General features: G+C 40.3%; 11 protein-coding genes. 1 reads left to right on the top strand and 10 read right to left on the bottom strand.

Features of this window, described 5'->3' with window-relative positions:
* Window position 1: 1 nt before the first annotated feature.
* Window positions 2–622: a succinate dehydrogenase cytochrome b558 subunit gene (locus WKU33_RS04030; RefSeq protein ID WP_156857865.1), complete on the bottom strand. Its 621-nt coding sequence runs from the start codon at window positions 620–622 to the stop codon at window positions 2–4.
* Between the two features lie 568 nt (window positions 623–1,190).
* Here WKU33_RS04030 and WKU33_RS04025 point away from each other — a divergent pair.
* Window positions 1,191–1,628: a YslB family protein gene (locus tag WKU33_RS04025; RefSeq protein ID WP_188857041.1), complete on the top strand. Its 438-nt coding sequence runs from the start codon at window positions 1,191–1,193 to the stop codon at window positions 1,626–1,628.
* Window positions 1,629–1,806: 178 nt separating this feature from the next.
* On the opposite strand, the gene uvrC is transcribed toward WKU33_RS04025, so the two are convergent.
* The 9 genes from uvrC to WKU33_RS03980 all read right to left on the bottom strand — a co-directional run bounded on the left by uvrC (window position 1,807) and on the right by WKU33_RS03980 (window position 12,918).
* A complete protein-coding gene (uvrC, locus tag WKU33_RS04020) occupies window positions 1,807–3,624 on the bottom strand; it encodes an excinuclease ABC subunit UvrC (protein ID WP_340453337.1) in 1,818 nt (605 codons plus the stop codon).
* Between the two features lie 85 nt (window positions 3,625–3,709).
* On the bottom strand, window positions 3,710–4,024 hold the full coding sequence (gene trxA / locus WKU33_RS04015; protein WP_340453335.1) for a thioredoxin: 315 nt from the start codon (window positions 4,022–4,024) through the stop codon (window positions 3,710–3,712).
* Between the two features lie 301 nt (window positions 4,025–4,325).
* Window positions 4,326–5,297: an electron transfer flavoprotein subunit alpha/FixB family protein gene (locus WKU33_RS04010; protein WP_340453333.1), complete on the bottom strand. Its 972-nt coding sequence runs from the start codon at window positions 5,295–5,297 to the stop codon at window positions 4,326–4,328.
* Between the two features lie 29 nt (window positions 5,298–5,326).
* Window positions 5,327–6,100, bottom strand: a complete 774-nt coding sequence (locus tag WKU33_RS04005) for an electron transfer flavoprotein subunit beta/FixA family protein (protein ID WP_340453331.1) — start codon at window positions 6,098–6,100, stop codon at window positions 5,327–5,329.
* A 23-nt stretch (window positions 6,101–6,123) separates the two neighbouring features.
* Complete coding sequence (locus tag WKU33_RS04000; protein ID WP_340453330.1) at window positions 6,124–6,897, bottom strand: enoyl-CoA hydratase; 774 nt, start codon at window positions 6,895–6,897, stop codon at window positions 6,124–6,126.
* Between the two features lie 122 nt (window positions 6,898–7,019).
* Entirely contained in the window at window positions 7,020–7,601 is a 582-nt protein-coding gene (locus tag WKU33_RS03995; protein WP_340453329.1) for a TetR/AcrR family transcriptional regulator, read from the bottom strand.
* A 657-nt stretch (window positions 7,602–8,258) separates the two neighbouring features.
* Window positions 8,259–9,956, bottom strand: a complete 1,698-nt coding sequence (locus WKU33_RS03990; RefSeq protein ID WP_340453328.1) for a long-chain-fatty-acid--CoA ligase — start codon at window positions 9,954–9,956, stop codon at window positions 8,259–8,261.
* Window positions 9,957–10,150: 194 nt separating this feature from the next.
* Window positions 10,151–10,558, bottom strand: coding sequence for a DUF350 domain-containing protein (locus WKU33_RS03985; protein ID WP_340453327.1), 408 nt, complete (start codon window positions 10,556–10,558; stop codon window positions 10,151–10,153).
* 17 nt (window positions 10,559–10,575) lie between these two features.
* The gene (locus tag WKU33_RS03980) at window positions 10,576–12,918 is read right to left on the bottom strand and encodes an endonuclease MutS2 (protein WP_340453326.1); all 2,343 of its coding nucleotides are present in this window, start codon (window positions 12,916–12,918) and stop codon (window positions 10,576–10,578) included.
* Between the last annotated feature and the right edge of the window lie 9 nt (window positions 12,919–12,927).

Raw genomic sequence — 12,927 nt, 5'->3', positions numbered from 1 at the left:
TTTACACACCATACGCAAACTGAATTAATGTTCTTACACCGATATAGCTGACCGCGATAAAAATGAAGAGTGCTACATATGTCAACACACGCTGCGATTTCGGTGATTGCGTAATACCCCATGTTACAAAGAAGCTCCACAGACCATTAGCGAAGTGGAATACAGCTGAAACTACACCGATTATGTAGAACCAGAACATAAATGGACTGGAAAGAATTCCTTCCATTAAGCTGTAGTTTACTTCAGCATTTCCAAGTCCAATCTGGACGCGTGTTTCCCATACGTGCCATGCAATGAATACTAATGTAATAATTCCTGTCCAGCGTTGCAGCTTGAACATCCAGTTGCGGAAGAATCCATATTTCGCTACGTTATTCTTTGCAGTAAATGCTATGTATACCCCTAATACTGCATGATAAAGAATCGGCAGGTAGATCACAAAGATTTCCAGTAATATGACAAATGGAAGCCCTCCCATAAAACCTGCTGCTTTATTGAAGCTTTCTTCTCCATACACGGCAAAGTGGTTAATTATTAAGTGCTGGACTAAGAATATTCCGATTGGAACAACACCTAGTAAAGAATGTAACCTTCTCCAGTAAAAATCACGTTGCCCCGCCATGTTTTTCCCCCCTTGTAGGTTAATAATTTCATATTTAGTTATCATTTTAGTTTAATAGGTTCTACTTATTTCTACATGAACCTCTAAAATGATACAAAATTGTAACACTTTTATTGTACTTCTTAGTTTATAAACCGTCAAGAAAACGATTTTATTTCTAACAATTTCGAAGTAAGCAGCTTGGACCTTCCAAAAACTCCCATAGTTTAATTATACCAAACTTAAAATAATTTGCGTTTAAAAAAGACTCAGTAAGGAAGCAAAGTCGATGAACCCTCTCAGGAAACGCTTTTCTTTCGAGGCAAACTATGATATGGCAACGTCTACTTTAACACGTCCTATGCGCCGGGGCTCAGCACGAATCTTGCGGAAAGCTTAGTATATTTCCGGAACGGTAGCAGACATCCTAATTTAAGGAGAGCTAGCGTAACTGCAGACTCGCAGTAACACGTAATTATCCTAACTCCAGTTATGACTGGTTCGCTGTATTTATGTATTGTATAATAAATAAAAGTCTATTTATGATAGTTTAGTATATTGACAGTCTATGATGGAAAGGGTGACAGAAATGAGTAAGCAGCTGACGACGATCCCGATTTCTCAACTTGAAGAATTACAGACATCCGGTGCAGGGTTTGATATCCTTCGTTATCTCGCGCTTCCTGATCTATTAGGCAACGAGGCACCTACATTGCTTTATTTCATGGGGAAAAATCTTGCAAGGAAATTTGAAATAAATTCTATAGATGATATTACATATATCTTTGAAATGTTAGGTATCGGCAAAATGGAACTCGTAAAAGAAAAAAAACAGGAGAAAATATTTCATCTTCTCTCTGACTCGGTCGTATTGCGCTTAAAAGGTCCACTAGAAGCAGATTTCCGTTTGGAAGCAGGCTTTCTAGCGGAAGCTGTACAAATGATTGATGGAATAGAATGTGAATGCAAAGAAGAGATCAATCGCCGCATCCATCAAATCCAATTCACTGTGTTTTACACAAATTAAAAATACGCACTGTTTCTTCGTACTGTTTATACGAGAGCAGTGCGTATTTTCATAGTGGTGCAACCTCCCTGCCAACAGGGAAATTTATTATGTTATACAGCCAGAAGATAACGGACTAACGCCATAATTCACGAAAGCAAATTTCATGGGAAAAGAGCTCTTTGAATGAAGATCTGTATTATGAATTCGTTTTTTCTTCCGTTTCTTCTTTCTCCTGTGCATCTATTTCATTTAAATGATTGATGATCTCTTGAGCCGTGTTCGATGGAATTCCCAGTTTAGTAATATCTGTGACCGACGCTTTTTTCAGCTCCGTGATTGATTTAAAATGTCGGAGCAATAACTTTTTCCGTTTTTCACCGACACCTGGAATACCATCAAGAGAAGATTGGAATAATCCCTTACTGCGCAGATTCCTGTGAAACGTAATTGCGAACCGGTGCACTTCATCCTGAATCCGTTGGACAAGATAAAATTCATGAGATCGTCGCTCGAGTGGAACAATCGTTGGCGGCGAGCCATAGAGTAGTTCACTCGTCTTATGTCTTTCATCTTTTATTAAACCGGCTATTGGTATATCAAGGCCTAATTCATTTTCGAGCACATCCGTCGCCGCGCTTATTTGGCCTTTTCCACCATCAACAATGATCAAGTCAGGCAGTGGTAGATTTTCCTTAAGTACGCGCGTATACCTTCTTCGGATTACTTCACGCATCGTTTCATAGTCATCAGGACCATCAACTGTTCGAATTTTATATTTGCGGTAATCTTTTTTACTCGGCCGACCATCTACAAAAGCTATCATCGCGGAAACTGGATCTGTTCCTTGGATATTCGAGTTATCAAAGGCTTCAATGCGATAAGGCGTTTCAATATTAAGAATCTCACCAAGCTTCTCTGTTGCGATAATCGTCCGTTCTTCATCCCTTTCAATTAAAAGAAACTTCTCATTTAAGGCGATTTTTGCATTCTTCATTGCTAATTCAACAAGTTCTTTCTTCCTGCCACGGAAAGGGGTATGTGCCTGGACTTCCAACAACTTACTGATCAATTCGTTATTTGTACCAATTGGCATTAGAATTTCTTTCGGTTTCAAATGGTTTTGGTGTAAATAAAATCTTCCAATAAAACTAGTGAACGCCTCTTCTGGATCGTCATAAAATGGAAAAGTTGTTACATTCCGTTCAATCAACTTACCTTGGCGCATGAAGAATACCTGAATACACATCCAGCCTTTATCATAACTATACCCGAATATGTCACGATCCGTTTTATCGGTCATTGTCATTTTCTGTTTCTCCATGACAACATCGATATGCTGAATTTGATCTCGCAGTTCCTTCGCCCTTTCAAAGTTCAGCGCCTCACTCGCTTCATACATTTTCTCTGTTAAATTTCCTTTAATCTCCTGGTAACCACCTTGCAAAAACGAGCTCACTTCTTGAACGATTTTGGCATATTCCTCTTGAGTCGGCGGTGTTTTACTGCATGCCTTACATTGGTTCAAGTGATAATATAAACACGGTCTGCCTGGTGGATTATTGCATTTACGTAAAGGGTAAATTCGATCAAGCAGTTTCTTCGTTTCCCGTGCTGCAATAACATTCGGGTACGGACCGAAATATTTCCCTTTATCCTTTTTAATTTTTCTCGTAATCAATAGACGGGGATGTCTTTCAGCTGTGATTTTTAAATAGGGGTAGGATTTGTCGTCTTTTAACATGACGTTATATTTCGGATCATATTTTTTTATTAAATTCATTTCTAAAATGAGTGCTTCTAATTCTGAAGAAGTGACAAAATACTCGAAGTCGACGATTTCTTGAACCAATCGTTGGGTTTTCTGATCATTAGCTCCTGTAAAATAAGAACGGACACGATTACGTAATTTTTTAGATTTACCGACATAAATGATCGTTCCCTGCCTATCTTTCATTAGGTAACAACCTGGATTTGCCGGGAGTATTTCCAGCTTCCTCTTAATGATGTTATTCATGATAATCATTCCTTTAAGTTTAGAAAATCCCTTGTTATGAAAACAACAAGGGATTTTGGTTCTCTACTATTTAATTTTACATGAATTAGAGATGTTTGTTAATTAATTCGGTTAGTGCTTCTTTCGGCTGGAAGCCAATTGCTTGGTCAACCACATCTCCATCTTTCATTAGTAATAGTGTTGGGATGCTCATGACACCAAATTTACTTGCAGTTTCTTGGTTATCATCGACGTCTAATTTAACAATTTTTACATCATCGGACATTTCTCCGTCAATTTCCTCTAATACTGGAGCAATCATTTTACAAGGTCCGCACCATGGTGCCCAAAAATCAACGAGAACTAAACCTTCAGCGGTTGCTTCAGCAAAATTTTGATCTGTAACATGTTCAATTGCCATTAACATTTCCTCCTTTTGATAAAACGAAACTTCATTCAGTGGAGCTTTTGACCATCTCCAACTGAATGCTAGTTGAGCTAATCAGAGTGGTAGCGCCCAGTATGACCCGCCTAAATAAATTCGGCTAACCCCTCTATATTTAAGACAGATGTTTTAGGAGCGATCGCACCGTGATAAGTCAACCTACTTAAATAGAAGTATAACACCCTTATTATTTACTTCCTAGCTTTTTGCTTATTCGTTTTTAAAAAAATTGAAAGAAAGAACCGGGACAAGAAACATGTCCCGGCTAATTTTCACATTATACTTTAACAGTTTTAATTTCTTCAATAAGTAATGGTATCACTTCAAATAAGTCTCCTACAATTCCGTAGTCGGCGATATTAAATATGTTTGCTTCTGGATCTTTATTAATCGCTACGATGACTTTCGAGTTTGACATCCCCGCCAAATGTTGGATCGCTCCGGATATACCAACTGCAATATAAAGGTCCGGTGTAACGACTTTACCGGTTTGCCCGATTTGAAGGGAGTAATCACAGTATTCCGCGTCACAAGCCCCACGGGACGCTCCTACCGCACCACCAAGGACATCCGCAAGTTCATATAAGATGTCAAATCCTTCCGCACTCTTGACACCACGTCCGCCTGCGATAACGACACTTGCTTCAGACAAGTCTACCCCTTCACTTGCTTTTCGGACAACGTCTTTGATAACGGTACGAATATCAGCTACTTCTACTTCTTTTGCTGTTATATCACCAGTCCTTGCTTCATCACGTTCAAGCGTTGCGATGTTATTTGGACGGATCGTTACAAAAGTTAGACCATCTGTAATAATTTTCTTTTCGAAGGCTTTACCAGAATAAATTGGTCGAACATACTCTACCCGGTCACCGTTTGTTTCAATTGCTACAACGTCGGAAACTAATCCAGTATCCAGCTTAGCAGCAAGCTTCGGTGTCAAATCCTTCCCAATGGAGGTATGTCCCATTACGATGCCATCTGGAGATTCATCATTTATTACCGTCAGAACGGCCTGACCATAACCTTCTGATGTATAGTTTTCTAATTTTTCATGAGCAATCGTAACAACGCGATCAGCGCCATAATAAATCAGCTCTTGGGCTTGCTCTTCCAGATTTTCTTTTCCTAAAACGATGCCGACGATCTCAGCATCCGCGTGGATTGCCTTCGCTGCTGCAATCGCTTCAAATGATACGTTACGTAAAGCACCGTCTCTACCTTCTGCAATTACTAGTAATTTACTCATTCTTCTTCCCCTCTCTCTATCCTTTTCGCTTAAAGTACTTTCTTTTCATTTCTCAGTAATGTGACAAGTTCTTTCACTTGATCCTGGATCTCTCCTTCCAGAATCCTCCCTGCTTCTTTTTCAGGTGGTAGAAACACTTCAACTGTCTTCGTTTTCGGTTCAATATCGTCTTCGTCTACGTCAAGATCATCCAGTTCTAATTCTTCAAGCGGCTTTTTCTTCGCCTTCATAATTCCTGGAAGAGATGGGTAACGTGGTTCGTTTAAACCTTGCTGACAAGTAACGAGGAGAGGTAAGGTCGTTTCAACCGTCTCTACGTCTCCTTCCACATCCTTTTCAATCCGAACGTTATCCCCATCAATCGATAGATCTGTAATTGTTGTAACGTATGGGATGCCTAAAGCTTCTGCAAGACGCGGACCAACTTGGCCACTCGCCTCATCAATCGCAACATTTCCTGCTAATATTAAGTCCACTTCTTTATCTTCAAAAAACGCTTCCAAAATTTTGGCTGTTGTATATTGGTCTCCCTCATCCAAATCATCTTCTGTATTGATGAGGACGGCTTTATCTGCTCCCATTGCGAGGGCAGTTCGTAATTGTTTTTCAGAGTCTTCATCCCCGATTGTAATCACGGTTACTTCCCCTCCGTGCTCATCACGCTGTTTAATTGCTTCTTCCACAGCATACTCATCATAAGGATTAATGATGAATTCTGCACCCTCCTCATCGATTCTTCCATCATCCAGATTAATTTTTTCTTCTGTATCAAAGGTCTTTTTTAATAGTACATAAATATCCATCTTGCTTCCTCCTCTTATACTTTTTATTTATCTTTAAAATTAGGTTTTCTCTTTTCAATAAATGCTTGAATGCCTTCTTTTGCATCTTCGGAGCCAAATACATTTCCGAAGGCCTCCGCTTCAGCTTCCACACCAGCTATGAATTTATCGGAGCGAGTGTAATTTACAAGTTTCATAACCTGGTTAATTGTCGGCTTACTTTTCCCAGCTATTTTTTCCCCAAGCTTGCTAGCTTCTTCCAAGACATTTTCGTCAGGCACTGCCCGATTAGCAAGTCCAAACGTGACCGCATCACGACCGGAAATCGGCTCCCCTGATAATATCATTTCATATGCTTTAGCAGTTCCGACGTAGCGCGGTAAACGCTGAGTCCCAGCAAAACCAGGGATAATACCTAGATTGAGCTCTGGTAGACCGAGCTTTGCATTTTCCCCGACAATCCGGATATGGCATGCCATTGCAAGCTCTAAACCTCCACCTAATGCTGCACCGTGGATTGCTGCAATAACAGGGACCCGGAATTCTTCCAACCTTTGAAACACTTTCTGCCCATTTTTAGCAAGCTCCTCATAATCTGAATGCGCTTGCAAAGAAGTGAATTCTTTAATGTCAGCACCAGCTGAGAAAAATTTGCCCTCGCCGTGAATGACAATCGCTTTTACATTGTCGCCCTCTTCAATTTCCCCGAGGAACACATCTAAATCCTTTATTAATTGACTAGACAATGCATTAGCTGGTGGACTTTGAATCGTTAAGTATGCCACTTGATTTTCCACTTTTTTTACAATTGTGGTCAATATGATCCCCCCTCTATATTCTCTATCTTAATCGATAAACGATTATTTTGAAAATAATAACTCGAATAAAAATGTATCATCCTATTTTTTTATTCGAGTTATTATCGTTAAACGGCGTTTTATTAAGCCTTCAAACCATTTGTTAAAAATTTGTGTACTTCATCCACCTGATCGACTAAAGTAAATTTCCTATCCTTCATCACCCAATTCGTCACTACTTCGTCAAGCGTTCCGAAAATCATTTGCCGGATAAGCGCTGGATTGATATCGCTACGGAATTGTTTCTCTTTCATGCCTTCTTCAATAACTTCATCGATGACACGTAAATAGGCCTTTAACACATTATTGATTTGTAATCGCAAAGAGTAATTGGATTGTCTTAATTCCAGTTGGGTGACGATAGCGAGATCGGGATTCTCTTCCAATTGACTAAAGTGCATTTCTATTAAAACTTTCAATTTATCATTGGCATTAGCTTGCTCACTCGTTGCCTTGGCTATCTTGTCTATAAATTGCCCCATTTTTTCTTCAAAAACGGAAACGAGTACATCCTCTTTATTTTTAAAATATAGGTAAATCGTTCCATCGGCTACGCCTGCTTCTTTCGCGATTTTTGAAACTTGTGATGCATGATAACCATTTTCTGCAATTACTTTAACTGCAGCTTCGATAATCTGTTGATATTTTGGCTTATTGCTCTTCATCGTTTTCTCCTTAACATGTTTCTAGCTTTTCATTCATATAAAATCAAAATAAATAACCTGACAATTACTTTCATTCAGCGTAAATGCAACCTTCTCCTGGAGGTCCGCAGTCCAGACACCTCTCGCTTTCCGCAGGCGGCTGGTGAGCCTCCTCGGGCTGGCGCCCTGCGGGGTCTCACCTATGCCTATCCTCCTGCAGGAGTCTCGAGGTGTCTGGACTGCTCCGAGGGGAAAGCCAAATTTGGAACACTATTTCGTACTCTAGAAGTATAATTTTAACCGAGATGGAATAACTACCATTCATCATAATCATCTTTACCAGTTCAGTTGCCCGACGGACGGTGACTCCTACGGGAAAAGCACGAGTCCGAAGACCCCGCAGGAAGCGGTTTTCTTCCGAGGAGGCTGAGGCCGCGCCCGTGGAAAGCATCCGTCCGCCGGGCAACTGAACGGTAATTAGAACGCCAATAAAATGAATGCACAAAATACTTACGCTGAATGAAAGTGATTAGCTACCATTAAGTTCACTAAAGTGCCTAGCTGATTTAGGGCGTGATTGCTGTATAAAAAAACGGAATTATGAATGACTGTTCATTCATAATTCCATTTTATTCGTTTACCTGTTAAGTGTCAATGTTTTTACAAAGATTTCTTAAATTATACTGGTTCGATTTGTTCGTCTTGCTGTTTGACCTCTTCATCAACTAGTTGCCTTCTGAGAATTTTACCAACTATGGTTTTTGGGAGTTCTTTACGGAATTCATACCTGCGAGGGACTTTGTAGGCTGCAAGATTATCACGACAGAACCTGTTCAGTTCTTCTTCTGTCGCTTGCTTCCCTTCTTTAAGAACGATGAATGCTTTAACCGTTTCGCCGCGATACGGATCAGGTACACCCACTACCGCACATTCTTGGATAGCCGGATGTTCATAAAGGACTTCCTCGACTTCCCTTGGGTAAATATTATAACCGCCAGCGATAATCATATCCTTCTTCCGGTCAACAATATAAAAGTAACCATTTTCATCCTCGTAACCCATATCACCTGTATAAAACCAACCGTCACGGAGGGCGTTGGCTGTTTCTTCTTCATTTTTCCAGTAACCGACCATCACTTGCGGTCCTTTTACAGCCAACTCACCGACTTCGCCAATTTCTACTTCTTCATCTGTACCGGTCTTAACTATTTTAACATCGGTATCAGGCCACGGGAGACCGATACTACCATTTATCCGATTTCCCCATATTGGATTAGCATGGGTTACTGGGGATGTTTCAGTCAGCCCATAACCTTCAACTAACCTTCCACCAGTAAGCCTTTCAAATTGCTCTTGCACTTCAAGCGGGAGTGGTGCAGAACCACTTAGGCACGCTCTAATTGAGGATAAATCATACTTCTCGATATCGGGGTGATTAATCAAGCCGATATAAATCGTTGGTGCGCCAGGAAATAAGGTAGGCTTTTGTTTATCAATCACTTTCAAGACATCTTCTGGATTAAATTTCGGCATCAGAATGATTTTTGCCGCTTGCTTTACACCGAAATTCATTACTGTCGTCATGCCGTATACATGAAAGAATGGAAGTACTGCAAGAACGACTTCTTTCCCTTGCTCAGCCTTATAAAGCCAAGCTTCACACATTTGTAAATTAGCTACTAAGTTATAATGGGTAAGCATAACGCCTTTCGGATAGCCCGTTGTTCCACCGGTATACTGCAGGAGAGCAAGATCCTCCTTAGGATTGATTTTCACTTTTTTATATTCGGCTTTAGCAGTCTTCATTATACTTTCCCATACGTGGGTATCTGGACTCTGTTCTACTTTTACTACCATGTTGTACTCGCGCTTCTGTATAAATGGATAAATCAAGTTTTTCGGGAAAGGCAAATAATCTTTGATACCGGTTACAATTTTATGCTCTAAATTTGTTTTCTCTTGTACATTGCTCACCCTCGGCACAAGTATGTCCAGACAAATTATCACTTTTGCATCAGAGTCGGTTATCTGGTACTCGAGCTCTCTCTCCGTATAAAGCGGATTTGTCTGTACAACAACCCCCCCTGCCATCAGGATACCATAATAACTAATTACAGCCTGCGGACAGTTCGGAAGCATAATTGCAACCTTATCTTCTTTTTTTAGACCGAGGGATTGTAAATAATTCGCGAACTGCTTCGCTTGAGAATATAATTCTTGGTATGTTAATTCTTTCCCCATGAAATAAAGCGCTTTCTTTTCCGGGTAGCGAGAAGCACTTTCCTCAAGATAGGAATCTAAAGGCTTCTCATCATATTGGATGCTTCGCGGTATTTCTTCTGGATAGTGGGCATACCAATTTTTTGTTGCTTCCATTTCATCTCCTCCTTTTTATCTATTATAATCATTATATCGATTAATTTCTATTTTTAGAAATTTTATTTATCAAATTCAAGATATTTTTTTATTTTACTTGAAAATATAATATAAGCCAACAAGTAAAAATGCAATCGCAACACCAATTAAGATCTTCGCTAATCGTTCAAAAACCATCCTGCTTCCCCTTCTTTCTAACCAATACTTGCGCCAATGACAAATGCAATCCCGATGGAAAAGATCATCGATAATAATCCAACCGCAACATTTCCTTTCCCAATCTCTTCATCCACTTTAATTGTCGGTAAAAGAAATTCAAAGATAAAATAACCAGTTAATAATAAAATAAAACCGAATGTTCCCCAGCCAATTGTCTGAAGCAGGGAATCGTTATGCTCGATCGAATAACGGAAAATCGTAGCAATGCCAAAGATTTTCCCACCTGTTGCCATTGCTACTGCAAGATTCCCCTTACGAATCTCTTCCCAATTTTTATAGGATGTTACCAGCTCAAACACAGTAAGAAATATAAGCGTACATAAGACAACAACACTATATCTTGCTGCTGTAATTACGATAATATTTTCCCAAAAACCATCCATACGGACATCCCTACCTTTTATTTAAGTTCTAAAACGGTAACCCCGCTGCCACCTTCACCACTGCCGCCAAACCTGGCAGATGATATAGCTGGATGTTGTTTAGCAAAATCCTGTACAGCTGAACGCAGTGCTCCGGTTCCTTTCCCATGGATAATCGTTACTTTTGAGTAACCCGCAAGTAGTGCATCATCAATATATTTCTCCAGCCGGTGAAGGGCATCCTCAAAACGTTCGCCCCGCAGGTCAAGTTCGGTTCTCACGTGAGCATTGGAACCTCTAACTGTTGCTACGGTTCGTTCGGGTTCTTGCTTTTGTCCTCCAACATATTGTAGGTCTTTCCGTTTTGCTTTTACTTTCATAATACCAACTTGAACCATATATTCTTGATCATTTAATTGCTCCAGTACGACACCTTGCTGATTGACTGTAAGCAACTTAATATCATCACCTGGTTTTAATGGTTTGTTTTCTTTCGACACTTCCTGTTTGGTGGAGTTGGATTTGCTAATTAATTGTGGTTGAGCCTCTTCCAGCATCTTCCTCGCTTCAATCCACTCATGTTCTTTCAGACCAGCATTCGTTTTCATATTACGGATTTCTTCGACAATGATTTCCGCTTCTTCCCGTGCTTGTTTTAATGCTCTTTCTGCCTTCTCTTCCGCTTTTCTATATAGCTCTTCTTTTTTTCGCTCAAAATTGCGCCACTCTTTCTCTAATTCGGTACGCATTTTCTCACTTTCAAGTAAAATTTCATGAGCTTCCTCATATTGCTTTTCCGCAGCGATTTGCGACTTTTCAAGTGATGCGATCATATTTTCAACACTTTTTGAATCGATGCCGACTAAGCTTTTTGCCTTATCAATAAGTTCTGCTTGTAATCCGAGACGTCTTGATATTTCAAATGCATTACTTCTACCCGGAACACCAATCAAGAGACGGTATGTCGGCTTTAATGATTCGACATCAAACTCAACCGACGCATTAATGACATGATCACGATTATAGCCATAAGCTTTCAATTCCGGATAATGTGTTGTAGCAATGACTCGCGCACGGCGAGCGATCACTTCATCAAGCAAGGCCATAGCAAGTGCAGCCCCTTCACTCGGATCTGTACCTGAACCTAGTTCATCAAAGAGGACAAGAGACGCATCATCCACTTCTTCCATAATCGAAACGATATTTTTCATATGGGAAGAAAATGTACTTAGATTCTGTTCAATCGATTGCTCATCACCAATATCGGCAAATACAGCTTGAAAAACAGCAAGCTCACAATCATCAAAGGCTGGGACTTGCAAGCCAGATTGGGCCATTAATGTACAGAGGCCGACCATTTTTAATGTAACAGTCTTTCCCCCTGTGTTCGGTCCTGTAATAACAATTGCCGTATATTCTTCACCGATTGCAATATCATTAGCGACAACTTCATCATCTGGGATGAGCGGATGGCGGGCTTGTTTCATCTTAATAATCCCTTTATCATTCATCCGCGGCTTACTTGCTTTCATTTTGCTTGCAAGCTTTGCCCTTGCTGCAATGAAGTCGATCGTAGCCAGTAATTCTAAATTGATGGAAATCGTTGGTTCTACTCCAGCAATTTGATTCGAAAGCTCTGTTAAAATTCGTTCAATTTCTTGTCTTTCATTTAGGATTGCTTGCTGCAATTTATTATTTAAATCGACCACTGCCCGAGGTTCCATAAAAAGGGTCTGGCCGGAAGAGGATTGGTCATGGACGATTCCGCCGATTTGTGCCCGGTATTCCTGCTTCACAGGCAATACATACCGGTCATTACGAATTGTAACAATAGCGTCTGAAAGCATCTTCGCATGAGATCTCGTATACCCTTCTAATTTTTCTCGGACACTTGCCTCAAACGTTCTTATCTGGGAACGAATACTTCTTAATTTATTTGATGCATTGTCAAGGACGTCTCCATTTTCATCGATGGCACGGCGGATTTCCTGCTCCATCTCACGCATCGGAGCAATATCTTCCGCAAATTGTTTCAAGATTGGAATCTCCTCTTCCAAATCTTCGAGGAAATTCTTCACCCGTCTTCCACCATACATTGTATTCGCTATATCAAGGCATTCCGAGGCAGATAAGACACCCCCGATTACGCTGCGTTTCAGGCTCTCCCGGATATTACGGATCCCTCCAAAGGGAATCACCTTATTGCGGCGCAATATTTGAGCCGCTTCATCCGTTTCTTCCTGAAGCCGATTCACCTTATCTAGGTCTGTTTCAGGGAAAATATGTGCAGCCTTTTCCTTGCCAAGTGATGTTTCTGCTTGCTCCTTTAATTGTTCGACTATTTTATCAAACTCGAGTACATGAAGTACACGTTCGTTCATTTACTTCAC

Source organism: Oceanobacillus sp. HCA-5259 (genome assembly GCF_037892815.1).
Taxonomy (GTDB): domain Bacteria; phylum Bacillota; class Bacilli; order Bacillales; family Amphibacillaceae; genus Oceanobacillus; species Oceanobacillus indicireducens.
The sequence above is the reverse complement of the archived record's forward strand: the minus strand, read 5'-3'. Positions and strand labels throughout refer to the sequence as shown.